Here is a 24,691-nt window from a genome sequence, read left to right as displayed (position 1 = left end):
ACGGCCGTGGGGGATTCGGCGTGTCAACGGGTGTTTTGGAGGCGGCCGGTGTACCCGTTCCGAAATGGCGCGCAGATGAGTCGTCGAGATGTGAGCGCTCAAAGACAGGGTTTAGAGTGGATTTTTGTTCAATACGTACGCTTCGACGATTGATTACAATTTGTTGGCGAAAATGCAGAGAGCACGGGTACGGACTGGTTTCGAAGCCTATGTGTTTGTTGTTCCCCGGAATGGAAATGCAACCTGATGCAAGTCATCCAGTGCTCAGCCACGACCCCACTGCCTGGAGATGACCATGATTGAGATCGGCACTTTGAGTGTCGATTTCGACCAGCGCGAAATCAGACAGAACGGGCAGCCTGTACGGCTGGGCGCACGCGCGTTTGCGATTCTCGAAGAGTTGTACCGGGCGCGCGGCGCGGTACTCTCCAAGGATGAAATCATGGACGCCGTCTGGCCAGGCGTCATCGTCGAGGAGAATCGCCTTCAGGTTCATATGGCTGCGCTGCGCAAGCTGCTGGGTGCCGATCGCGATCTGATCAAAACGGTACCCGGCCGCGGCTATGTGCTTGTTCGGCCGACCGAGGGCGTTCCGGCCCGCGGCACGGACAGCCTTGCAGTCGCTGGGAAGGCAGCGCAAATGCGCGGTGAATTTCCCATCGGACGTGAAGACGAGGTTGCACGAATAATCGAACAGATCGGCTCGACGGCCGTCATCACCTTGGTGGGGGCGGGCGGTATCGGCAAGACCTGCCTCGCTCGCTACGTGGCGAGTGAAATGGAAAGCCGATACGGACGGCACGTATGTTTCGTCGAGCTGTGGAAGGCATCATCGCGCGATACGGTGCTCGCCACGCTGGCCGAAGCGCTTGGCGTGATCATGGGCCCGGACGATACATACGAGGCTGCGATCGCGGCCGCGATCGCAGCGTCCAATTGCCTTGTGATCCTGGACAACGCGGAGCACGTGATCGATGTGGTCGCGAGCCTCGTCGATGCGCTGGTAGCGCGCAACCCTCTGGCGCGTTTCGTGGTGACCAGTCGCGAGCCTCTGCATATCTGGGGTGAAACCGTGCTGCGCCTCGAGCCGCTTGCGGTCCCAGCGAGCGGAGAAATGACCGATGCGATACTCGGTTGCTCGGCCGTCGTACTGTTTCTGCGCCGCGCTTTTATCCTCGCACCCGAGTGTGCGCACGACGAGGCGAGCATTACGCTCGTCGCCGAGATTTGCCGCCGTCTCGGCGGGCTGCCGCTCGCAATCGAACTCGCCGCAGCGCGGGTGGCAACGCTCGGCCTCAAAGGTGTTGCCTCACGGCTCGACGACCGATTGAACCTGCTCACCGGCGGTTTGCGATCCGGTTTGCCGCGCCATCAGACCTTGCGGGCAACCTTCGATTGGAGCTACATGATGCTCGACAGCGCGTCGCAGGCGCTGTTTCGCAGAACCGGCTGCTTTTTCAGCACATTCAGTTTCGAGGCGGTGTGTGCAGTCGCGGCTGAACCTGATATGTCGGTTGCGGTGATCATCTCGAGCCTGTCGGAGCTGGCTACCAAGTCTTTGCTGAACGTCGAGTTTCGCGGGGCCATCGCGTTTTATCGGCTCACCGAAAGTACCCGCGCCTATGCGCTCGAGAAGCTGCGCGACGAAGGCGAGTCCCAGATCATTGCAGCGCGTCACGTGCGCTATATGCGCAGCTATATCGAAGGGAATGGGCCCTTCGTTGCGGGCGGCGACGACGAAGAGCCTGGCGCGAGCCCACGGTTTTCACTGGATGACGCACGCAGCGCATACGACTGGGCTTTTTCCGCGGAAGGCGACCCGGCTCTCGGCGTAGCTCTTGCCAGCGCACTTGTCGGCCGGTTGCTCGGGGCTTCGCATGTCAGAGAGTGCTGCGAGCGGGCGCGACGCGCATTGACTGTGCTGGATGGCCTGCCTGCCGGCGCCGTCGATGCCGAGTGCGAGATGAAATTATGCGCTGCGTACGCGGCGTCCCTGATCCACACCGGCGAGGACGTCGCTCGGGCGCCTTTGTTGTGGGAGCGCGTGCTACGGCTCGCACGCGCGACCGGCAACGACGAATTTGCCATCGATGCGCTTTGGGGGCTGTGGAATACCATGCTCACAACAGGCGACATCCATACCTCGATGCGCTACGCAATGCGGTATCAGCATGCGGTCTCAGGCGGTGATTCACCGTGGCGACAGTCCCTCGCGGAGCAGATGATTGCGATTTCGTTGCACTACCTGGGCGAACAGGAGCAGGCCGGTGAGCGATTGGAGCAGGCAATCGAATCTATCGCCGGACAGAGCCTGCCGATCTCGGCGGGAACATGGCTGACCATCGACCCGCTGATCTGGGCGACCGGTACCTTGGCACGGATCGCGCTGCTGCAGGGCAAGCCCGAGCGCGCAATGCGGCTCGTTGAACGTTCGTTGGACCGGATTCGCGGCGATATGCTCGAACCGTCGCTCAATCACGTACTCGCACTCATTGCCGTACCCGTCGCGCTCGAATCGGGAGAGCACCAGGCGGCGTCGAATTATCTGGCGTTATTGCGCTCGCAAGCTGCAAGTCACCGACTCGATAACTGGCGGGACTATGCGGAGTATCTTGCCGTCAAGGCAGACGTGATGGCCGGGCGAGACGACAACGTGCTGGAACGGTTGGAGCCCGTACTGCAGCGGCTCGTTGCTCGCGGATTCCAGCGGGTGGTCATGCCAATCTATGTGCTATATGCGGAAGCGCTGGGCCGGGGTGGCCGCATAGAAGAGGCCCGGGTACGGCTGGATGAGGCGCTCGCGTTTGCCAAGGTGAATGGCAATCGCTTTAACGTGCCTGAATTGTCGCGTGTTCGGGGCTGGCTCGAATTGCAGTGTGCCGCACTCGGTGAAGCACCCGCAGCCGAAATCGCACAACGTCGACAGAAAGGGGAACGCCTGCTCAGAGCGGCGATCGAGCAGGCGAATTCCGACGGCGCCCCGCTTTGGGCAATGCGCGCCGAATATCAGCTTGCGGAACACCTGCTCGATCGCGGAGAAGTTGCCGCTGCCAGAGATCTGCTCAGTGAACGGATCAGCCAGATCGACGTCGCATCGAAGGCGCCGGATTTTCAGCGTCTCGTGAGTCTGGCCGAACGTCTTCAGGGGTAGCCGCCCTACTCCCCTTCCTCCCGGACTGACGTCCACTCTTGCGCGCTCGCTTCAGGCGAGCCGAACCTTTCATAACGCTTCAGGTTTTCCCAAGGACTTTAAGGCGCGCGATCCGTAATCTGCACGCGTTCGATGACCGCTGCGCGCGGCATCGCTTGTCCGTACCTGTCCTTCACTGGAGCAACCATGGCTTTTGAACTGCTGACCCCCGAGAACTGCGCACTCGCGCTGATCGACCACCAGCCGCAGATGTTCTTCGGCACGCACTCGCACGAGCGCACCACTGTCCTGCACAACGTGCAGATCCTCGCGAAGGCCGCCAGGCTGTTCAAGGTGCCGACGGTCCTCACCACGATCGCCGCGGACTCGTTCAGCGGCCACCTGCTGCCCGAAGTGCAGCAGGTGTTCCCGCAGATCAAGCCGGTCGATCGCACCTCGATGAACTCGTGGGAAGACGCGGGCTTTCGCGCGGCGATCAAGGCCACGGGCCGCAAGAAGATCGTGATCGCCGGTCTGTGGACGGAAGTGTGCGTGGCGTTCCCGACCGTCCAGATGCTCGCGGAAGGCTTCGAGATCTACGTGCCGACCGACGCATGCGGCGACATCACGGAAGAAGCGCACGAGCGCGCGATCCAGCGCGTGATCCAGGCCGGCGCGGTGCCGATGACCTCGCTGCAGTTCATGTGCGAACTGCAACGCGACTGGGCCCGTGGCGAGACCTACGAAGGCTGCATGGACATCTTCAAGGCGCACAGCGCGTACGGCATCGGCGTGCGCTACGCGAAGCAGATCCTCGGCGAACACGCGAGCGAAGCAGCCTGACCTTGAAGCTGGGCCGCAGTCGAGCGAAGCGATGCGAGGCGAGCGTCGTTCCGCACGCTCGCCCGCATCTCACACCCTTTGCGCCGTCATGAGGCGCAAAGGGCAAATCGAATAGAGCACATAGGAGGGCGTCGATGAGCGCACCCAATCAACCTGTCCGCATCGCCGACCTGGTGATCTACAACGGCAAGATTGCGACCCAGGACGAGCGTCGTTCGTTCGTCACGGCGCTGGCCGTCGCTGACGGCAAGATCGTGGCGACCGGCAGTGAGCGCGATGTCATGCAATGGGCGCGTGACGATGCGCGCCGTATCGATCTGAACGGCCGCACCGTGATTCCGGGTCTGAACGACTCGCATCTGCACGTGATTCGCGGCGGCCTGAACTTCAACATGGAATTGCGCTGGGACGGAGTCCCGTCGCTTGCCGACGCGCTCGAGATGTTGCGCGCGCAGGTCGCGCGCACGCCGGCGCCGCAATGGGTGCGCGTGGTCGGCGGCTGGAACGAATTTCAGTTTGCGGAAAAGCGCGGTCCCACGCTCGATGAAATCAACGCGATCGCACCTGACACGCCGGTTTTCATTCTGCATCTGTATGACAGCGCGCTGCTCAACGCGGCGGCGCTGCGTGCGGTCGGCTACACGCGCGACACGCCGAATCCTCCCGGCGGCGAGATCCAGCGCGACCGGCGCGGCAATCCCACCGGCATGCTGATCGCGCGTCCGAATGCGGGCCTGCTCTACGCGACGCTCGCGAAGGGGCCGAAGCTGCCCTTCGACGACCAGATGAATTCATCACGCCAGTTCATGCGCGAACTCAACCGCCTCGGCGTGACGAGCGCGATCGACGCGGGCGGCGGCTATCAGGCCTACCCCGACGACTACGCGGTCATCATGGAACTCGCGAAGCGCGATCAGCTCACCGTGCGTATCGCCTACAACCTGTTCACGCAGAACGCGAAGCGCGAGATCGAGGACTTCGCGAAGTGGGTGAAAGCCACCCGTCCCGGCGACGGCGACGACTTCCTGAAGGTCAACGGCGCGGGCGAAATGCTGGTGTTCTCGGCGGCGGACTTCGAAGACTTTCTCGAGCCGCGTCCCGACCTGCCGGAAGGCATGGAGAAGGAACTCGAAGAGGTCGTGCGCCTGCTGGTGCGCAACCGCTGGCCGTGGCGTCTGCACGCGACCTACGACGAGTCGATCGAGCGCTTCCTGAACGTGTTCGAGCGCGTGAACGCCGACACGCCGTTCGACGGCCTGCGCTGGTTCTTCGACCACTGCGAGACGATTTCGGAGCGCAACATCGAGCGCATCGCGGCGCTCGGAGGCGGCATCGCCATCCAGCATCGGATGGCGTATCAGGGCGAGTACTTCATCGCGCGTTACGGCGCCGGGGCCGCGGCGCACACACCGCCCGTGCGCAAGATGCTCGAAGCCGGGTTGCCTGTCGGCGCGGGCACCGACGCCACCCGCGTGGCGAGCTTCAACCCGTTCGTGTCGCTGTACTGGCTCGTGTCCGGGCGCACCGTGGGCGGCACGCCGATGTACGCGCAGCGCGACCGTCTCGAACGCATGGAAGCGTTGCGCCGCTACACGGTGGGCAGCGCGTGGTTCTCCAACGACGAAACGAAGAAGGGCGCGCTGGTACCCGGCCAGTACGCCGACTTCGCGGTCCTGAGCGACGACTTCTTCACGATCGACGAAGAGTCGATCAAACATCTCGAGTCGGTGCTGACGGTCGTGAACGGCCGCGTCGTGTATGCCGACGCGGAGTTCGACTCGCTGAATCCACCTGCGCTGCCGGTGAGTCCCGTGTGGTCGCCGGTCGCGGAGTTCGGTGGCTATGCGCGCTACAAGCCCGTCGTGACGAACGCCGTGCTCGCGCAGTCGTGCACCGACGCGTGCGTGAACCTTTGCGGCGTGCACAGCCATGCGCACGGTTGGGCATGGCGCAGCAATGTGCCGGCCGGCGACGCCAACTCATTCTGGGGCGCGCTCGGCTGTAGCTGCTTCGCGTTCTGAGTGGACCGCGCGCGACACCTCATATCGACGCAAAGGAAATGGACATGCGACCACGCTCATCCGGAGCGGACGCAAATATCGTGGGTATCCGCATTCCGCGCACATCGGTGGCGCTCGCCGCTGCCGAGAGCGCTCATGCAGCGCTGCCGGCCGTGTTGCTCGGCCATGCGCACCGGGTGTTCGTCTTCGCGGCGCTGAACGCCCGCCGAGTCGGCATCGTATGCGATATGGATGCGCTCTACGTGAGTTCGATGTACGCGAACATGGGACTGAGCGCGGCGTATGCCCATTCGACCGCGCGCTATGAATTGGACGGCGCCGATGCGGCGCGTCGGCTTCTGCGTCATCACGGCGCGAGTATTCACGCACAGGACGATGCGTGGAACGCCATCGCGCTGCACACATCGCCGGGCATCCCGGAGCGCGTGTCGCCACTCGCGAAGGTGCTGGCAGCCGCGGTATGTACGGATCTCGTCGCAGCGCATTTCGAAACCCACACGGATGGGGAGCGCGCGGGAGTGCTGGCCGCTTATCCGCGCGGCAAGCACTTCAGGCAGGAGATCATCGGTGCGATCGGGCGTGGCGTTGCTCACCGTCCGCAGACGACCTTCGGTACGCGGAGCGCTGACATTCTCGATCGCCTCGATCCGGAATATTGCAGGAGCAATTTCTGCGGGCAGATTCTCGGCTCACGGTGGCAGGACTAGCAGGCGCTGCGCGGCCGTCAAAACCAATCAACCAAAGCAGGAAGATTCATGCCGAACAAAGGCAAGTGTCCGTTCAATCACGCCGCTGGCGGTGGTACGACCAACCGCGACTGGTGGCCCAAGCAGCTTCGGCTCGATCTATTGAGCCAGCATTCGCACAAATCCAATCCTCTCGACCCCGGCTTCAACTACGCCGAGGCCTTCAAGACGCTCGACCTCGCGGCGCTAAAGAAGGACCTCGCCGCGCTGATGACCGACTCGCAGGACTGGTGGCCGGCCGACTTCGGCCACTACGGACCGCTGTTCGTCCGCATGGCGTGGCATAGCGCAGGCACGTATCGCACGAGCGACGGTCGCGGCGGTAGCGGCCGCGGACAGCAACGCTTCGCGCCGCTGAACAGCTGGCCCGACAACGTAAACCTCGACAAGGCCCGGCGCCTCCTTTGGCCCGTCAAGCAGAAGTACGGCCAGAAGATTTCGTGGGCCGATCTGCTGATCCTTACCGGGAACGTCGCGCTGGAGACCATGGGTTTCAAGACCTTCGGTTTCGCCGGCGGCCGCGAGGACACATGGGAACCCGATCAGGACGTGTACTGGGGCAACGAAAAGACATGGCTGAACGGCGACGTGCGCTATGGCAAGGGCGCGCCTGCCAATGACGATGGACGCGTGGTCGTGGCCGCCACGGCGTTGCGCGGCCAGGAAACGAGCCATACCGACAGCGACCGCGATCTCGAGAATCCGCTCGCGGCGGTGCAGATGGGGCTCATCTACGTGAACCCGGAAGGTCCGGATGGCAACCCCGATCCTGTCGCAGCCGCGCGCGACATTCGGGAAACCTTCGCTCGGATGGCCATGAACGACGAGGAAACCGTCGCGTTGATCGCGGGTGGCCATACGTTCGGCAAGACGCACGGCGCGGGCCCTGCCGGCAACGTCGGGCCCGAGCCCGAAGCCGCCGGTCTGGAGAACATGGGGCTCGGCTGGAACAGCAGCTTCGGAACCGGCGCGGGTGCCGGCGCGATCTCGAGCGGACTCGAAGTCACCTGGACCAGCACGCCGACCCAATGGGGCACAGGCTTCTTCCACAACCTTTTCGCTTACGAATGGGAACTGACGAAGAGTCCGGCCGGCGCGCACCAATGGGTTGCAAAAGACGCGGAGGAAACGATTCCTCACGCGCACGACGCCTCGAAGAAGCTCAAGCCGACGATGCTGACGACCGATCTGTCGCTTCGCTTCGACCCGGCCTACGAGAAGATCTCGCGGCGCTTCATGGCGCATCCCGATGAGTTTGCCGATGCATTCGCGCGTGCCTGGTTCAAGCTGACGCACCGCGATATGGGGCCGCGCGCCCGCTACCTCGGTCCGGAAGTGCCTGCCGAGGAATTGATCTGGCAAGACCCGATTCCGGCCGTCGATCACCCGCTCGTTGCAGAACAGGACGTCGTCTCGCTGAAGCGAAGGATTCTCGACTCGGGGCTGTCGATTGCTGAACTCGTACAGACCGCGTGGGCTTCGGCGTCGACGTTCCGTGGATCGGACAAGCGCGGCGGCGCCAACGGTGCGCGCATCCGCCTCGCTCCGCAAAAGGATTGGGCTGTGAACGAGCCCGCGAAACTCGCGAAGGTGCTCGGGACGCTCGAAGGCATTCAGGCCGGGTTCAACCGTTCACAGTCGAACGGAAAGAAGATTTCGCTCGCTGATCTGATCGTGCTCGCGGGCGGTGTCGGCATCGAGGCGGCCGCGAAAAAGGCGGGTCACGAAATCACGGTGCCATTCGCGGTGGGTCGCATGGACGCGTCGCAGGAGCAGACCGACGTCGAATCTGTCGGCATGCTCGAACCGCTCGCCGATGGGTTCCGCAACTTCGTGAAAGGCAGCTACCGTGTGCCGGCTGAGGTACTGCTCGTCGACAAGGCGCAACAGCTCACGCTCACGGCGCCCGAAATGACGGTACTGGTGGGCGGCCTGCGCGTGCTGGGCGTCCAGGCTGGCGGCGAAGCGCGCGGCGTCTTCACGGATCGCCCGGGCGCACTGACGAACGATTTTTTCCGCAACCTGCTCGACATGGACACGCAGTGGAAGCCGCTGACGGTTGCCAGCGACGTGTTCCAGGGGAGTGAGCGCAAGACCGGCAAGCCGAAATGGATCGGCACGCGCGTGGACCTCGTGTTCGGCGCGAACTCCGTTCTGCGCGCGCTCAGTGAGGTCTATGCGAGCGAGGATGGACAGCAGAAGTTCGTGCGCGACTTCGTCGCTGCGTGGGTCAAGGTGATGAATCTGGACCGCTTCGAGGCCGTTTGACGATGGAGCGCTGTCGGACCCTGTGGGTTCGGCAGCGCGGCGCGTAGATCACGGTTGGCGTGCGTCGTGATCAAGCTTAGCGGGGGACTTCAGGTTGGCGTGCGGAGGTAGGTGCAGCGCATATGCGGCTCGCTAGCCGCGGCCGTTGTGATCCGCCGCTTTCTGCTGGCTTTCAATATTTGCCTCTCGATCGGCGCTACTCGAGGAGCGCAAGCGCCGCTGGCGGAGCCGGCCATTCTTCGACGTATCCGAAAACAGGACGTCCGCGACGGCTCTGAGAGCAAGGTAGACCACGAATAGAAACGCGATCGTACCGATTATTCGTATAAGAGTCGTCATCTTGAACCTCACTTAAGTAACGCGACCTCAGTTGGCTCGATTGAAAAACCGATCCATCAGTCGGGATTCCCAACTCCCGGCCGCGCACCTCCGTTCAATGCAGCACAGTTGCGCTTGTTACTGAACGACTTTGCATCCTCTCACGCAGGTGTTTTGCCGATACTGTGCGGCGCCGCCGCTCGCCTTTTGCCATATGATACTTGGCCGTATTGCGAACGAATAGTACGCCTTTTTGCTAACTCCCATTACGGTGTTGTAACGCACGATGTTGGTCGAGTAGTCTGCGTCGCCGGCCGTGCCACCCGTCAGCAGCACCGAGGCGCCCATATCGGGCGCTCCATAGCCGTGAATTGCCCTCACGTCGTTGTATTCGATCACGTTATCGCCGCCCAGTTGCTGCGCATTGTCGTTCTCGACACCTACCGCGCAATCTATCAGAACATTATGTCCAATGTATCCGTGCCGATGCGCGACGAATACGGCGCCATAGTATCCGCAGCTCTCGAAACGGTTATATGCAATGATGTCGCCGCTGCCGCCGTCCACTTCCCCGTAGGTCTGAAACATCGCCTGGCCAAAAAATCGCTTGAAGGTGTTGCCGACAAGCGTGAAGTCGCTGACCCTGTCCCGCGTCTCGACGGGAATGTTGTAGTGCAGCGCATCGTCGTCGAGAATAAAACGTGGAGCAGCGGAATTGGTTCCTTCGAATACGCAATTGGCGATGCTGTCGCCAGTCAGCGTTTTCCCGTCCGGTGCGACGACGGAAAACATGCTGAATACCGGCCTGGTCTGCCTGAGCGTCGTGCCTTTCGCACATTCCATGTGCCGATGGCTGACCGTAATTTTGACCGTGTGGTCGATCACGCAGGTCCCAGCCGGCACCCGTACGTCGCCGGCATCCAGCGCGGCCTGAAACGCTGACGAATCGTCCGACACGCCATCGCACTTCGCACCAAAGTCAAACGGATTCACTGGGTCAACGAGGGCTGGTGTGACGATAGTGCGCGCAGCCGGGGGCGCACCCAGCAGATCGCTGGCTGGCGGCTCGCTGACTGCCGCATCGCCGCGATCCGCGAGTAGCCGCAATGACTGCGCTGCAATGAGCCCGGTGACCAACAGGCCGCAGACCCAGTAAGCGAACCTCATGAAAGTTGACTCCAGCGTTCGTTTAATAGCCGCAACCAGGTTACAGCCGGACGGACATTCGGCCTCCGCCAACTAGAACTGCGGAAAGCGTCCATCCCACGAGCCACCTCGCAAGTAGCGCAGAAAAACCGGGATGCCTGTCAATTGGGCGGCGAACCAGGTGGGTGACGCGTCGTCGGTAATGATGATCGTGCGCAAACGGTAAGGGTCGGTTTGGCTATCGTTCCAGCCAACGTCGCAGGTGCGCGCGGTCTTGAATCCCGCCGCCTTCACGTATTCGATCTCCCGCGCGCCGTAGTTGCCGTTCGGATACGCGAAGTGAGTGCACTCGCTATTCAGTAAAGCTCCAACCTCGTGCCGCGAACCCGCGATTTCTTCCTCACATTCGGATGCCTCACAGCGCGTCAATATCGGATGAAACCGCGTGTGCGCCTGAAAGTCCACGTAAGGTTTCATCGTTTGGATCTGCTCATGGGTCAGTCCCGACGGCATGTCTTCACCGTCCTGCGCGAATCCTCTCACCTCGAGTTCGGCCAGCCGGCGCGAATTCCCTAGTCGCTTCAGCCGCTCGATACCGGCCTGTTCCGCTGACGGATGCAACCACCAATGCCTGCGCCGGCGCGCGACGATTCGACTGCATAGGAAAATGGTCGGGCGAACCTTATGTTTTATGAAAACCGGCAGAAGATCAGCATTACCTGCGTGGCCATCGTCAAAAGTAACGACTGCACGAGGTCGGCCTTTGCTGGGCTCATTGAGAGCCGCGAGCGGAATCACATCGCAGATCTTCCGCAAATGGGTCAAATGGACATCGAGCGTTGCAGGGTCCGGATCGTGATACAGCAGGATCGCGACTCTGTCACGCCATAGCAAAGTTCGCGTTAGCCACGTCATACCGGAAAAGGACAAGCAGCGAGCCATGATTTCTTTCACGGCGCTGTTTCGCTGGGGCATCATCATTGGGCACACTCACTGAGTAGACAGTTGGCGTATCGATGAACCTGAGCTCGACACGATCCGCATGGATGGCGTTTAATGGTCTGCCTGATTCGGAATTGCTTCCGTGGCTGCTGCGGCGGGCGTCGTTCGCGGCGCAGGGCTATCGTGCCGATAACGCTTCAGGATATGCCGTGCAACCTGCGGCGCAGCGTATTTCGCTCCGTAGATGAATCGCATCACAGGACCAAAGCTGTATGCGGATGCGGGTCCAATCACATAGAGACCGCGAACACCGGTCTCGAAATGGCGCGTAAGCTCCGGCACACCGTCTTGAAGGGACATCGACTGGACGATTTCCGTTGAAAGAAATGCATGTCGACTGAGGTCGGTCTTGAACCCGGTCGCCGCGATCACGTGGTCGGCCTCTAATTGCGATTGCTGGTCTTTCATGGAGACCTGCAGGACGATGCGATTTCCATCAATGACCGCGTGACGTATCTGGCTGCCGACCGTCACGTCCACCTGGTCGACGACGCGATCGCGCAGCCACCATGCGCCAGACGGGCCCCACGTGGAATTTACGACCTGCTTCCGGCGCTGTGCGCCAAATGCGCGAAACACGAACGGCCATTCCGCGATGATATGGGCGCGCCAACCCGGGCCGATTCGCCCATCCGGCCTGATCAGCCTCGATATAAGGCTCCGGTTGTTCTGTGGTTTGTTGTTCCACGTCACGACAGGTTCACGCGCGAGCACGCGGATACGACCACCGTTTTCGTTCATGAGCGCGGCGAGGCCGAGTGCCGACTGTCCGCCACCCACGATAACGATATCCTTTCCTCGCACCCAATCGAGGTTTCCGTACTCGCAGGAATGGGAGACGAATTCTCGTGGCAGCCCTTGCAGAACCGGGGGCGTCTTTTCGAAACCCTTGAGCCCCAGCGCAAGCACCACGCGGCGCGCGACGATGGAAGTGCCGTCACTCAGCGCCAGACGGAACATCCCGTCCACGCGGCGCATATCGACGACATCGACCTGCTTTAAATCGTCGACGAGCTGTTGTTGAAACCACAGTCCGTAATCAATAAATGTTTCGCGTGTCAGATGCATGCCGATCGGCTGGTAGCGGATGCCCCTCAGCGCGCAATAGTCCTGAAGCGCATAACCGCGCTGCGGTGCATAGAGACTCGTGGACCAGCCGTCGGAGCGCATCAGCATGCCCGGTGGCGCGAAGTTTCTCCAGCCTTCCATAGGCGTGCCTAATACCTGGTGAGGCACGCCCGCCGCATCCAGGTGAGCCGCGAGAGACAAGCCATAAGGTCCTGCACCAATGATTGCGGTATCGGTCGTTGCCATTAGTTCCTCCCACTTAACAGATTTTCGGGTCGATTTGTGATCACATCTCTCTGCATCATCTGCCGCAGTCGGCGCAACGGATTTCCCATGCAGTACTGTCTCAAAGCGGGAAACGGGTCCTCGGTGCGAAAATAGCCGTCCACGATCTCCGTGATGCCCGTCAGCAGTTGAGGTGGCGGCTTGTCGGCGATTGACGCCCGCCACGCGACGCTCACACGGTTTGCAGTGGCCGTTGTCACAGGTAGTCCTAGCTCGTGCTGGTAGGCCGCGACTGGGATATTCGTCCCGCACAAGGTAGCGATTTCTTCCTGCCAGTCCGTTCTTCCAACGGTGGGTTCGATCATCACGAACTTCCGGCGATGATCGTCCCACTTGTATTCCATGCTGCCCATGCCGGCCATGCTCGCGCATTCCGCGAAAGCCAACGTGATGGGCTCGAGTACTTTGTGCGCGTCGGGCGCGGCAACACATACCGCTGTGCTACCTACGTTGCGGGGATAGCAGGAGAGCTTGCGGCCGGTGAAGGTTGCGATTGGCCGTCCATCCGCACCACGATAAAAGAGCGTGAAATAGATGTTGCTATCCGCCCCTTCGATCCATTCCTGCACCACGATTCCTCCCGGAGTCTCGAGCATGACGGCTGCTTGCTCGCGGGCCTCTTTTAGCGTTTCGATGCGAAGCGCGCGTTCCTTTTTTCCGCTTAATGCGCTTCGCTTGTCATCGGGTTTCATCACACATGGGAATTGCAGCACAGCCAGCAGTGCCATATCGGAGACACTTTCAAGAACGACAGTACGCGGAACCTCAAAATCGTTGACTTGTGCGAACACGTGGAAACTCGCCTTACTGCTCAGAAGCTTTACCTTCTCGTCGGTCGGAATCCGAACACGAAACCACTTCGATATTTCGTCGATGTTTTCTGAAACAGCATGAACCGCTGGTTCGGCCGTCAACATCAGAACCGGCGGCTCGCTCATTCTTCTGCCTATTTCAATCATGTCGTCGATGAATTCTCTTCCTTCGAGATTTCTGATTAGCCGGCCCTGCGTGTGGCGAGACCAGAAGGCAGCTCTACTTTCCATGTCGACAGTCAAGGTCCGAATACCGTGCCGGGCGAGCGACCTTACGACGCCAAGGCCGTTCAATTCGCCGCCAACGACAACTGCGCTGACGTTTGCACTGCGTGAATCCATACGCGCCATAATCGCTCCGGGTACGATTGCCTACAGAAAAAAATGACTAGGTCATTCGCACATTCGGCTTTGCACGATGAGGAGTGCACAGCCGACTGCAATGAGAATTTTTTGATGGAAGACTGGTCCGCTCTGTCCAGTTGATATGCGAATTTATTCTGCCTGGGATGGCTGCTCAGCGGGGTGATTAGCCGGTGTTTCGCTTGGAGCGGGCAACGAATCGCGCGGCATGTAAATCACGAGCCAGCGCGGTGCCCTGAATTTGACGATCGATACATACAGCCAGACGTAGACCGCCATGAAGGTTATCGCGGTCGCAAAGAGCGCTACTTCGTTATTCCAAAGGAACGTCGCCGGCACGATGCTGATGAGGCTAATCGTCCAAAGATATGGCGACGTTCTCGCGTTGCGCCTCGTGCGCTGGCGTGTCGTTTCGGGATGAGCTGCGCGGCGCACCATCCGCCTGAAGATCAACGTGTGCAAATGGATGCCGTCAGGCTCGCCTGCCGCGCAGCCGCGCACAATGCGCCGCCGGTAGATCGTGAAGACGGTTTCGAAGATCGGATAAATCGTCACGACGACAGCGTACCAGGCGGAGACATTCGGATGACGCGCTATAAGGAGAACGACGAGTTCGGCAATCGTAAAGCCGATGAAGTAGGCACCCCCGTCGCCGAGGAAGATCGCCGCGGATGGGTAGTTCCACACGAGGAAGCCCAGGATGGCGCCGATCATCGTCAGGGACACGCTGAGAATCAGCCAGTCGTCGACCTGATGTGCGACGAAACCAATCGAGGCCAGCATCAGAACTGCCACTCCACCGGCCAATCCGTTGAAGCCGTCGATTAGATTAAACGCGTTGGTCAAGCCGGACACCATGAGCAAAGTGAGGCCCAGCGCGATCGGCGAATAGACAAGAAGGGAATCTATCAGTGGAAGATCCACACGATCGACGACGGCCCCTAGCGCAAAATCGCCAATTGCCGCAGAAACGATTGCACATAGCAATCGCGCCGCTGGACTTACCTGCTTGGTGAAGTCCTCGATGATACCGCCGAGAAAAACTGGCAATGCGCATAGAAGCAATTTAAAAACCTCCATGCGCGGATTACTGCCGAGCAATGCGCCGAGCGCTAGTGTTAGCGCGACCGCGACCGCGAGCGCGACCGCGATCCCACCCACGCGGGGCACCGCCGTAGCGTGCATCTTTTGCACGCCATCGAGTTGGTTGTCGAGACCAATGCCGCCACCTAGCCGAGCGCTTTTGACGACGATAAAAGTAATCAGAAAGCACACTAATAGGCCAAATATTAAGTTCGGCATCTCTCTCGCCTCGATGGTGTTGACCTGATGACTGTCTCTCACACACAAAACGCGAATTCCTCGACGATTAAAGCCATTTTGTGGCGAGCAGTCTTTTTATTAGTCCGGCATTTGCTACCGACGGGTACAAAAGGTACGGGAAAAAGGTACCCATCAATGTTCGTTTCCATACACAAACGGGACCGGCCCACTGGTACGTTCTACCGAAACGATTTTGGCTACCGTAGGCCTGCTGCGCGGCTGATCTGATGCTTCACAACGGACGGAGTGTTTCTGCGCGAAGCAGTGACTTATGGTGTCTGTCTGTCCTGGGGATCTCCATGAACGAAAAGCAGATATCGATGCCGTCGTCGGCGCTATCCAGCCACGGCAATCTTTCGCAAATACTCGATGTGATTTCGCGACGCCGGCTGACGATTGCAGTTACAACGGTTGTCTGCCTCTTTGTCGGTGGCGTCGTAGCGCTCACGTCGCCGGTTTATCAGTCGAACATTCTCGTCAAGATCGATCAGTTGCCTGAAGCGCAGCCCTCCTCGCGTCCGGAACTGATGTCGATGGTTTCGCCTGCGTTCGATGCAAGGTCGAAGACGACGGGAGAGATGCAGGTGATCCAGTCGCGCCAGACCGTCGCACATGTGGTCGACGAGCTCGAGCTCGACGTTGTTTCAGGACCGCGTCGCTTTCCTGTGATCGGCGCGTGGCTCGCGAGCCATGCAAGTGATCTCTCGAAATCGGTCTTTGGCTCCATTGGCGGCTACGCGTGGGGTAGAGAACAGGTCAAGATTGGCGCATTCAAAGTTCCTCGCGAGCTGGAAGACCGCAAGCTAACGCTGACCGCGCTGTCCGCGGGCCGATACGAGCTGAGCGGTAGTGAGCTCGACAGGCCCTTCGTCGGCACCGTGGGTCAGACCGAAACCGTCGCGACGACCAAAGGCGATGTGACGTTGCGCATCGACACGATCACGGCGGCGCCCGGTATCCGGTTCGATCTGAAGCGCTTGTCGCGCCAGGACGTGATTGACGATATGCAGAAGAATCTGCAGATCACGGAGCAAGGCGAAAAGTCGAACGTCGTGAGCGTCTCCATGCGCGGCAGTGATCCGGAGCTGCTTAGCCAGACGTTGAACGCGCTCGGCGCGCAATACGTGCGTGAAAATAACGACCGGAATGCGACCATCGCGGCAAATTCGCTGAGGTTCCTGGAGAGCCAGTTGCCCGCTATGCAAGCGCAAATGGTTGCGGCCGAGCACCGCTACACTGCGTATCGCAATTCGCTCGGTCTCGTCGATGCGACTGAAGAAGGCCGGCTAAATCTGCAGAGAGTCTCCGATGCCGAGGCGCAGTTGCTCACGCTGCAGCGCACCCGTGCCGATCTGGCAGCGCGATACGCGCCGTCCTATCCAGCCGTAGCGTCGCTCGATGCGCAGATCGCGATGACGAAGCAGTACCTTGAAGCGGGGAGAGCGCGCGTCAATGCCATGCCGACGGAGCAACAGGACGCGCTTGCCCTGATGCGCGACGTGAGAATGACGACCGACCTTTACACGGCGGCGCGGAACAATGTCGAGCAACTTCGGCTCATTCAGGCCAGCAAGGCGGGCTTCGCGCAGATCATCGATCCCGCGATCATCCCCGAACATCCGGTGCGGCCCGTGCGTTCACTAGTACTCGCTGCGTCGTTGTTGCTCGGCGTGCTTGCGGGCGTCGCGATCTCGTTTGTCCGCGAGTTGCTTTTCGCTGGGGTGACCGAGCCTGAACAAGTCGAAGCTCGCACCGGTCTGATGGTGTACGGAATGGTGCCGCATAGCGCAAAGCAGGACGAGCTTCAGGCCAAAGCGAATGCTACCGACGCGCGCGACCTGATTCTCGCCTGCCGGCACCGGTCCGATCCGGCGGCGGAAAGCCTGCGTTCGTTCCGCTCCGCCCTGCAATATATGTTGGCGAGTGCGCGCAACAACATCGTCCTGGTGGCGGGTCCGATGCCACAGGTCGGAAAGTCGTTCGTCGCCGCGAACCTTGCGGTGATCCTGGCGATGACCGGAAAACGCGTGCTGCTCGTCGACTGTGACTTGCGCAGGGGCGCGCTGCATCGCAGTTTTGGACTTCCGTCCGGCCACGGACTCGCGGAAGTTCTCGCCGACCCGTCACTGACTGTCGAGCGTGCCACTCGAGAGGTTTTACCGAATCTCGACATTTTGCCGTGTGGCGACTATCCCGCCAATCCGGCCGAATTGCTCAATAGCGTCGCTTTCGACAGCCTGATGCGGGATGCGTCGGCGCGTTACGACATCGTACTGCTCGATTCGGCGCCGGCGCTTGCCGTCTCGGACGCCGGCATTATCGCGCCGCACGCAGGATCGATCTTTCTGGTGGCACGGTTCTCGGAAACCCGTCTTGCGGAAATCGAGGAAACGGCAAGGCGCTTTGCCCAGGTCGGCACCCGGATACATGGCGTGATGCTTAACGGCTTCGCCGTACGCAGCGTGAAGTACCTGCATCCGGGGCGCTACGGCAGCCACATATATGCGACGAGCCAGCACACGGACCGCGTGAACTGACATCGTCGACACCTATCAGTTCGACTTCACGACGGTGAACCGGCTACTCGCGACGTTGCTCTCTTTAGCCGGTCTCGTGCTCGTGCGACAAACATCTCGTTACTCGCGTTCGCCGTAAAGGTGGCGGGCGACTTCGTGCTGGGCCGCCAATTCGGGCCAGTGGGTTTGCAGTTTTCAACCGCGCAACACGCTAAGCGTTTGACCGTTCCGGGGAGACAACGAAACGTGAAGATTGTTCTTGTCGTCAATTCAATGGGAGGACCGGGCGGCGCCGAACGGGTTGCCGCGGTGCTGTCGGCCGCGTGGGCCCAGCGCAATCACACCGTCACGCTCGTGCCGACCTACAGCAAACACGGTGGATGTTTTTTTCCGATCGACGAGAAGGTGCGGATGGTCTATCTGGCTGACCGCGTCAAGCATAGCCCGCTGCGACGGGTCAACTACATCGCGAGACTGGCGGAGTTGCGCAAGCTATTCGTGCAAGAGCAGCCCGACGTCATCGTGTCGTTTTTGACCAACGTGAACATCAACGTGATCCTGGCTTCACGGGGCCTGCGCATTCCGGTGATCGCCTGCGAGCACAACGATCCGGTGGCCGATGGCCGCCCGTTGCTGTGGAAGCTGCTTTGCCGGCTCACCTACCCGCGGGCCACCGCGCTCACGTTCCTTTCCCAGTCGATGGCAACGCCGTTCGAGAAGATGCGCTCGGGAGACACGCCTCGCATTGCCGTGATGCCGAATCCGATTCCGGACGAGCTTTTCAGCATGACCAGGCCGCAGCGCGTCGAAGGCAGAAAGCGCCTTATTTCGGTTGGTCGCCTGCAACCCCAGAAGCACTACGAGCTGCTGATCGAAACCTTCGCGAAGGTCGCGCACGACTTCGAGGATTGGGATCTGTGGATCTGGGGCGAAGGCCCCGAGCGGCCGATGCTCACCCGGAAGATAGCCGAGCTCAATCTGTCCAGGCGGATATTTCTGCCCGGCAGCACCCAGGCTGCATGGGATGAGATGGCCGCCGCGGATGCTTTCGTCCTGTCGTCCCGCTTCGAAGGGATGCCGGTGGCGTTGATGGAGAGCATGGCGCTCGGTGTCCCGGCGGTCTCGTTCGACTGCCCGAGCGGGCCGCGCGAGTTGATGCGCGACGGGCAGGACGGTCTGCTGATTCCACCGGGCGATGCAACCGCGCTTGCCGCCGGGCTGCGGCGCATGCTGTCGGACCAGGCGCTGCGCGAAGAGCTCGGCGTCAGGGGCGCGCGCTCGATCCGGGATCGCTATTCCGTTGCCCATATTCTGACGATCTGGGACCGCCTGTTCGCCCAGTTGCGGCTGGGTTAATCATTTTTCCGGAGGACGATAGTGCCGACGAATAAAGTCATTCTTCTCGCGAACACGGACTGGTATCTGTTCAACTTCCGCTTGTCACTCGCACAAACTCTGCGAGAGCGCGGCTTCGAGGTGATTCTGCTATCGCCCGACGGCAGCTATGGCCCGAAGCTTCGCGCTCTCGGCTTTACCTGGGAGGCGATTCCGATGGAACGGCGCAGCCTCAATCCATGGCGCGAGATCGGCCTCATTCTGTGGCTCGCACGGGTTTTCAGACGCGAGCGTCCGCTGCTCGTCCACGGCTTTACGATCAAGGGCGCAGTCTATAGCTCGCTTGCGGCGCGGCTGGCTGGCGTGACGATTCGCGTCAACGGCATCGATGGCCTCGGTTACGTGTTCACGAGCGATGAGCTGCGCGCTCGCATGCTGCGTCCCGTGGTGAGCAATCTCATGCGCTTCGCCTTCAATGGGAAACACTCCGCCGTCGTTCTGCAGAATTCGTCGGACGTCGCGCTCTTTAAGCAGTCGCGCATCGCTGCGGACCGGGCGGTGCGGCTCGTGAGGGGCGCGGGCGTGAATCTGACACGCTACCGGCCGCGCGAGCCGGCCGAGACGAAAAAAGGTGCGCCGTTGCGCATCGTGCTGGCGGCGAGGCTGATCTGGGAAAAAGGCATTGGCGAATTCGTCGAAGCGTCTCGGATACTGAAGAGCGAAGGCCGTTCGGTGATTTTCCTGCTGGCGGGCTCTCCCGACGAGGGCAATCCAGCCGCGATTCAGCGCAACCAGATCGAGGAATGGCACCGCGACAACCTGCTTACCTGGCTGGGGCACGTCAGCGATATGCCCGCCTTGCTTTCGGAGGTCGATGTGGTCGTGTTACCGAGCTACTATCGGGAAGGTTTGCCGACGACGCTAATCGAAGGCGCAGCGTGCGCACTACCGCTCATCACGACCGATGCGCCCGGCTGCCGCGAAGTGGTGAGCCGCAACGGCGACGATGGCATTCTCATTCCGGCGCGAGACCCCAAAGCGCTTGCCGACGCGATCCGCATGCTCGACGACGATCGCGCGCTCGGCGTCAAGCTGGGCCTTGCCGCGAGAGCGAAGGTGCAAACCGAGTTCGACGAGAACATCGTGCTCGGCAAGTTGCTGTCGATCTATCAGGAGTTGGGCGCCGCCTCGCCGGTCCCGGCGCCGGTGCCGGTGCCGGTTGCAGGCTTGGTGGCAACACCGCCGGAGGGGACATCGCCATGAGAATCGTCCATGTCATCTCCGGGCTGCGGGTAGGCGGAGCCGAAATGATGCTCTATCGGCTGATCCAGGCGTCGCAGCGAGACGGTGTCCAGCACACGGTGATCTCCATGTCGTCACTCGACACGATGAGCGAGCGCATACGATCGCTCGGTGTCGAAGTGCGGATACTCGGCATGTCGCGAAGTTTGCCCAATCCGCTCATGCTGTTTCGCCTCGTGCGCTGGCTGGTCGAACTGCGTCCTGACGTTGTGCAAACCTGGATGTATCACGCGGACCTGTTTGGCGGAATCGCTGCGCGGGTCGCCCGGATCGTCGCGGGGCGGGGCGAACCACGAGGCGGTACCTTCAGGCTCGCCTGGGGGGTGCATCAGACCGAGTTCCCATCGCTGCGTTCGGGCACGAAGCTGGCAATCGTCGCGAAGTTCTGTGCGTGGCTGTCCACGCACCTGCCCGACGTGATCATCTGCTGCGCTGAAGCGGCGCGCATCTCGCACGTCCGAGGCGGCTATTGCAGTACGCGGATGCAGGTGATTTTCAACGGGTTCGATCTCGAACTGTTCAAGCCGCGCCGGCGCGACAGCGATCCGTTGCGCAAGGCGCTCGGACTGGATCCCGCGACGAAGATTGTCGGCATAGTCGGCCGCTACGATCCTGCCAAGGACTATGGCACTTTCATCAATGCCGTAGCGAGGGTGTCTGCAATGGAGCCGGATTGCCGCTTCGTCATGATTGGCCGGGGCCTTGACGAGAGCAATCGGGAACTCACGGCGATGATCGACCGCGCGGGCATCAGGGACGTTTGTCGACTTACGGGCGCAAGCAACGACGTGCACCTGCTGATGTCCGCTTTGGACGTCTTCTGTCTATCGTCACGAAGCGAGGGACTGCCGACGGTGGTCGGCGAAGCGATGGCATGCGGTGTCCCCTGCGTGGCGACCGATGTGGGCGATACCGCGGCATTGATGGGAGAAACCGGCCGTCTGGTGCCGAGCGGCGATCCGGAGGCGCTTGCCGCTGGTATCGTTAGCCTGCTTTCACTCGACCGCGAGGGACGCGAACAGCTCGGCAGGCAGGCGCGTACGCGAATGGCCTCACGCTTTTCAATCGAGCGCTGCTGGGCAAGCTACCGGCACGTCTACTCGACGCGCGGCCAGGCGTTCGGGTTCGGGTTTGATCGCACGTGAGGGCAACACAAACCTCGCAGGCCGGGACGCGAGAAGATCGAGTACCGGCCGCAGATCGAAACTTATGGCGAGCGCGGCGCAAGTAGCAAATCCGGTTCTCCACCCTCAACATCGACATCCCGATGGCCGGCAGCCGAATGGGTATTGTCCTGCGATGCCCCCAGTCGCAATACAAGGGGCAGGAGCCCGAAGTAGAGAAGCGGCGAGGTGTACGACAGCTTTGATGACATCAGCAGACCGAAAAAGCACAGATTGGCAATGTCCTTTTTCATGACCAGGAATATGCCGATAGGAATTGCGAGTCCTACGATGCCAAGCTGCACGACGAAGAAATTGAGCAATCCTGCGTCGTTAAGCGATGCAACAAAAGTCGATGTGTGTTCCGAGACATCGAACAGGTCGTATTCGACGGAGAAGGGGCCGTAGCCCAGCAGAAAATCCCATCCATGGCGCACTTCGTAGACGTACGACAGCAGCCGCAATCGCAGTCCTGAATCCGCGTCGATTTTGAGCATGAAGCTATTGACGTAAGCCGCAATCAATCCCGGCGAGGCCACGGCGATCAATGCGAGTATTGCCGTCGCCCACGCTCTCGTGCGGCGCGAGTGCGTGACCATCAAGGCTGCAATCAACACCACCGCCTGTACAACCGCCGCAGCTGACTGCGTGATGAGCATGGATAGCACGGTCAGCGCGATGGGCAGCGTAGACGGCGTCTTTCCTCTCGCCCTGGAAAGCAGGATATAGCCGATAGCCATGGTTCCCACGGCCGCGGCGAACGTCGAAGGTTCTATATACAGACCCGTCGGCCGGAATGCGAAAACGGGATGCACGGACTCCCAATTCTGGTACCGCGACGCGTCACCCGTAATCGGCTTGGTAAAGTCGATGTACTGGCCGCTGATGAGCAGCGTTGCTGTCTGCAGGAACAGCACGGAGCAATTGAGCACTAGCAACCTCGAGACAGCTGTCGTGACTTCGCCGATGCGTGTTGAAATCAACGCAGCGAATGACGCAAGAAACCCGATGTCAAGCAAGAAGAAAATGTAGTTGTTCGTCGCGGATTTCTCGAGATTGTACGAAGCGTTCCCGTGTGGTACTGCGAGAAACCACAGATAGCACGCGGTAATGACAGTTGCGGAAAGCGACACAAGAGCCACGCATCGAATACTGAACAATGCCTCGCGGGCCTTCGCGTCGCTCATGCACATTGCCATAAGCAGCAGAATGCCTGTCATCACGACATATGGTCCATGGCTCGTCAGTGAGCACAGCAGCAGCGCGACGAACAACGCGCTGCGATGAATTGCGTTCGACCGCATCGTTATTTGCGTACTCATGCTATGGCTATTCGCTATTCCGGTACTTTCTGCGCACCCGGGTGAATGTAGAGGAAATAGGTACCTGTCAATGTGCGTTGTCAAACATTAATAGGGACGCAGTGACTGCTATGTTTCACCGACGTTTTGCGTGGCCGGACGCGTGCCGCGGCGGTCTAAATCCTGCGATTCGGAAGACCCCTAGGTGCGAAGCATGTGGGCTTCGGTCTTCGCGCCCTGAGGAACTCCATGAGCGAAAGGAAGGTGTCCACGGCGTCGTCGGCGCCGCGCAACCAAGCGCCAGCGGAAATACTGGCCACTGCGAAGTTTTCCGCACACGCAATTGGACGGCCCAGACGATGGTGAGCGCACTGATGTTCCAACTGACTCGCTGGCGCGAGCGCGTACTCAATACGCATCCTGACCATGCACGCATCGCACGAAGCCTGGCGCGCGTCTCCGCGTTCGTGCTCATCGGGAAATGTGCCGGCGCGCTGAAGGAAGTGGCGATTGCGTACAAGTATGGAGTCAGCAGCATTGTCGATGCGTATCAGTTCACGTTTTCGATGGTGAACTGGCTGCCAACCACATTGCTGTCCGTGGCAGGTGTGGTGCTCGTTCCGATGTTCGTCAACCTGCGCGCGCAAAAGAAGGAAGACGTGGCGCAGTTCGTCGGCGAGCTGGAAGGGGCGGCGCTAGTGAGCGGTCTTCTGGTTGCTATCGTCCTATACCTCTGCTGGCCGTTCGTGATGCAGCACCTTGGGTCGGATGCGCCGTCGACGACGCGCGACTTGTCCCGGGAAATGATGTACTGGCTTGCGCCCACAGGTTTACTGACGCTCGGCGCAGGCATTTATGCCGCGCGGCTTCAGGCGAACGAAAAGCATGTGAATACATTGCTCGAGGGGCTGCCTGCCGCCGTGATTCTGGTGAGCGTGCTCGTGGCTTCGCCCGGCGCGGGCCTCGTGTCGATCGTCTTCGGAACTGTCGTCGGCCTGGCGCTACAGATGCTTTGTCTCAGGTGGCTTGCGGGACGCACCGACGGCGTGTCGAGCCGGGTCAGACTCTCCATGCGCTCTCCGCATCTGGGCGAAGCGTGGCTGTCCATGCGCACCCTCATGGTCGGCCAGGTCGCCGTCTGTTTCGCCGGACCGCTCGACCAATACCTGGTGGCGAATCTCGAAGCGGGGTCGAATAGCACGCTTGGCTATGCGAACCGCGTACTCGCGTTGTTGCTCAGTGTCGGGGCGATGGCTGCCGCGCGCGCCACCCTGCCCATCTTCTCCGACATCCGCAGGCAGGGAGATGTGCGGCGTGCGCGCCGAACGGCCCTTTTCTGGGCGCTCGCTACGCTCGCTGCGGGTCTCGTTTGTGCGGTGGTGTCGTGGTTCCTCGCTCCGACTGCGATCGCCGTTCTGTTTCAGCGAGGTGCCTTCACGCCAGAAGACACGGTGAGGGTGGCAAGCGCATTTCGTTGGGGGCTTTTGCAAGTGCCGTTCTATTTTGCGTTGATGGTGGTGTGGCAACTCTTTGCCAGCGAAGGACGCTTCAGGCTGGTGACAAATATCTCGTTGCTGGCGTTCGCGGTGAAGGCAGGGGCCAGCTTCATGCTAGTTCACCTATTCGGGGTCGTAGGTGTGCAGATTTCACTTGCTTTGATGTACGTGACCGCATTCGTGTTGGCGATCTGCATGCTGCGGGGCAGTTCAACTTCGCGGCACGACAGCGAAATGCGCTAGGCCATCGACC

General features: G+C 60.8%; 16 protein-coding genes. 10 read left to right on the top strand and 6 right to left on the bottom strand.

Annotated features, from left to right (window positions below; genetic code table 11):
* The first annotated feature begins 295 nt into the window (after positions 1–295).
* The 5 genes from QFZ94_RS08100 to katG all read left to right on the top strand — a co-directional run bounded on the left by QFZ94_RS08100 (position 296) and on the right by katG (position 9,008).
* Positions 296–3,151 carry an ATP-binding protein gene (locus QFZ94_RS08100; RefSeq protein WP_429456131.1) on the top strand — a complete coding sequence of 952 codons (2,856 nt, stop codon included), beginning with the start codon at positions 296–298 and terminating at the stop codon, positions 3,149–3,151.
* A gap of 186 nt (positions 3,152–3,337) precedes the next feature.
* Positions 3,338–3,973 (top strand): hydrolase, encoded by a 636-nt coding sequence (locus tag QFZ94_RS08095; RefSeq protein WP_013092691.1) that lies wholly within the window; start codon positions 3,338–3,340, stop codon positions 3,971–3,973.
* A gap of 134 nt (positions 3,974–4,107) precedes the next feature.
* A complete protein-coding gene (locus QFZ94_RS08090) occupies positions 4,108–5,994 on the top strand; it encodes an amidohydrolase (RefSeq protein WP_368624116.1) in 1,887 nt (628 codons plus the stop codon).
* A 44-nt stretch (positions 5,995–6,038) separates the two neighbouring features.
* Positions 6,039–6,701: a phosphohydrolase gene (locus QFZ94_RS08085; protein WP_410842407.1), complete on the top strand. Its 663-nt coding sequence runs from the start codon at positions 6,039–6,041 to the stop codon at positions 6,699–6,701.
* Positions 6,702–6,749: 48 nt separating this feature from the next.
* On the top strand, positions 6,750–9,008 hold the full coding sequence (katG, locus tag QFZ94_RS08080) for a catalase/peroxidase HPI (protein ID WP_429456130.1): 2,259 nt from the start codon (positions 6,750–6,752) through the stop codon (positions 9,006–9,008).
* A 456-nt stretch (positions 9,009–9,464) separates the two neighbouring features.
* Here katG and QFZ94_RS08075 read toward each other — a convergent pair whose 3' ends face one another.
* The 5 genes from QFZ94_RS08075 to QFZ94_RS08055 form a co-directional block, all read right to left on the bottom strand.
* A complete protein-coding gene (locus QFZ94_RS08075) occupies positions 9,465–10,493 on the bottom strand; it encodes a glycosyl hydrolase family 28-related protein (protein ID WP_429456129.1) in 1,029 nt (342 codons plus the stop codon).
* 72 nt (positions 10,494–10,565) lie between these two features.
* On the bottom strand, positions 10,566–11,447 hold the full coding sequence (locus tag QFZ94_RS08070; protein ID WP_429457736.1) for a polysaccharide deacetylase family protein: 882 nt from the start codon (positions 11,445–11,447) through the stop codon (positions 10,566–10,568).
* Positions 11,448–11,525: 78 nt separating this feature from the next.
* Complete coding sequence (locus QFZ94_RS08065) at positions 11,526–12,788, bottom strand: SidA/IucD/PvdA family monooxygenase (RefSeq protein ID WP_429456128.1); 1,263 nt, start codon at positions 12,786–12,788, stop codon at positions 11,526–11,528.
* Positions 12,788–13,990 (bottom strand): carboxylate--amine ligase, encoded by a 1,203-nt coding sequence (locus QFZ94_RS08060; protein ID WP_429456127.1) that lies wholly within the window; start codon positions 13,988–13,990, stop codon positions 12,788–12,790. Before QFZ94_RS08060 ends, QFZ94_RS08065 begins: the two co-directional genes overlap by 1 nt.
* Positions 13,991–14,134: 144 nt before the next feature.
* A complete protein-coding gene (locus tag QFZ94_RS08055; RefSeq protein WP_429456126.1) occupies positions 14,135–15,304 on the bottom strand; it encodes an MraY family glycosyltransferase in 1,170 nt (389 codons plus the stop codon).
* 320 nt (positions 15,305–15,624) lie between these two features.
* On the opposite strand from QFZ94_RS08055, the gene QFZ94_RS08050 reads away from it, so the two are divergent.
* The 4 genes from QFZ94_RS08050 to QFZ94_RS08035 all read left to right on the top strand — a co-directional run bounded on the left by QFZ94_RS08050 (position 15,625) and on the right by QFZ94_RS08035 (position 21,623).
* Positions 15,625–17,862 (top strand): polysaccharide biosynthesis tyrosine autokinase, encoded by a 2,238-nt coding sequence (locus QFZ94_RS08050; protein ID WP_429456125.1) that lies wholly within the window; start codon positions 15,625–15,627, stop codon positions 17,860–17,862.
* Between the two features lie 225 nt (positions 17,863–18,087).
* Positions 18,088–19,197, top strand: coding sequence for a glycosyltransferase family 4 protein (locus tag QFZ94_RS08045; protein WP_429456124.1), 1,110 nt, complete (start codon positions 18,088–18,090; stop codon positions 19,195–19,197).
* A gap of 21 nt (positions 19,198–19,218) precedes the next feature.
* Positions 19,219–20,439 carry a glycosyltransferase family 4 protein gene (locus QFZ94_RS08040; RefSeq protein WP_429456123.1) on the top strand — a complete coding sequence of 407 codons (1,221 nt, stop codon included), beginning with the start codon at positions 19,219–19,221 and terminating at the stop codon, positions 20,437–20,439.
* On the top strand, positions 20,436–21,623 hold the full coding sequence (locus QFZ94_RS08035) for a glycosyltransferase family 4 protein (RefSeq protein ID WP_429456122.1): 1,188 nt from the start codon (positions 20,436–20,438) through the stop codon (positions 21,621–21,623). Before QFZ94_RS08040 ends, QFZ94_RS08035 begins: the two co-directional genes overlap by 4 nt.
* A 62-nt stretch (positions 21,624–21,685) precedes the next feature.
* On the opposite strand, the gene QFZ94_RS08030 is transcribed toward QFZ94_RS08035, so the two are convergent.
* Entirely contained in the window at positions 21,686–22,963 is a 1,278-nt protein-coding gene (locus QFZ94_RS08030; RefSeq protein WP_368583154.1) for a hypothetical protein, read from the bottom strand.
* Positions 22,964–23,316: 353 nt separating this feature from the next.
* Here QFZ94_RS08030 and murJ point away from each other — a divergent pair, with 353 nt between their 5' ends.
* Complete coding sequence (gene murJ, locus QFZ94_RS08025) at positions 23,317–24,681, top strand: murein biosynthesis integral membrane protein MurJ (RefSeq protein WP_410850145.1); 1,365 nt, start codon at positions 23,317–23,319, stop codon at positions 24,679–24,681.
* The last annotated feature ends 10 nt before the right edge of the window (positions 24,682–24,691 follow it).

Origin of the sequence: Paraburkholderia sp. JPY465, assembly GCF_050436725.1 — a bacterium.
Lineage (GTDB): Bacteria > Pseudomonadota > Gammaproteobacteria > Burkholderiales > Burkholderiaceae > Paraburkholderia > Paraburkholderia youngii.
The sequence above is the reverse complement of the archived record's forward strand: the minus strand, read 5'-3'. Positions and strand labels throughout refer to the sequence as shown.

Bases quoted from the DNA above. Each gene is read 5' to 3' on its own strand.
- QFZ94_RS08100 (WP_429456131.1), top strand. From the start codon at position 296: ATGATTGAGATCGGCACTTTGAGTGTCGATTTCGACCAGCGCGAAATC.
- QFZ94_RS08095 (WP_013092691.1), top strand. From the start codon at position 3,338: ATGGCTTTTGAACTGCTGACCCCCGAGAACTGCGCACTCGCGCTGATC.
- QFZ94_RS08090 (WP_368624116.1), top strand. From the start codon at position 4,108: ATGAGCGCACCCAATCAACCTGTCCGCATCGCCGACCTGGTGATCTAC.
- QFZ94_RS08085 (WP_410842407.1), top strand. From the start codon at position 6,039: ATGCGACCACGCTCATCCGGAGCGGACGCAAATATCGTGGGTATCCGC.
- katG (WP_429456130.1), top strand. From the start codon at position 6,750: ATGCCGAACAAAGGCAAGTGTCCGTTCAATCACGCCGCTGGCGGTGGT.
- QFZ94_RS08075 (WP_429456129.1), bottom strand. From the start codon at position 10,493: ATGAGGTTCGCTTACTGGGTCTGCGGCCTGTTGGTCACCGGGCTCATT.
- QFZ94_RS08070 (WP_429457736.1), bottom strand. From the start codon at position 11,447: ATGCCCCAGCGAAACAGCGCCGTGAAAGAAATCATGGCTCGCTGCTTG.
- QFZ94_RS08065 (WP_429456128.1), bottom strand. From the start codon at position 12,788: ATGGCAACGACCGATACCGCAATCATTGGTGCAGGACCTTATGGCTTG.
- QFZ94_RS08060 (WP_429456127.1), bottom strand. From the start codon at position 13,990: ATGGCGCGTATGGATTCACGCAGTGCAAACGTCAGCGCAGTTGTCGTT.
- QFZ94_RS08055 (WP_429456126.1), bottom strand. From the start codon at position 15,304: ATGCCGAACTTAATATTTGGCCTATTAGTGTGCTTTCTGATTACTTTT.
- QFZ94_RS08050 (WP_429456125.1), top strand. From the start codon at position 15,625: ATGAACGAAAAGCAGATATCGATGCCGTCGTCGGCGCTATCCAGCCAC.
- QFZ94_RS08035 (WP_429456122.1), top strand. From the start codon at position 20,436: ATGAGAATCGTCCATGTCATCTCCGGGCTGCGGGTAGGCGGAGCCGAA.
- QFZ94_RS08030 (WP_368583154.1), bottom strand. From the start codon at position 22,963: ATGAGTACGCAAATAACGATGCGGTCGAACGCAATTCATCGCAGCGCG.
- murJ (WP_410850145.1), top strand. From the start codon at position 23,317: ATGTTCCAACTGACTCGCTGGCGCGAGCGCGTACTCAATACGCATCCT.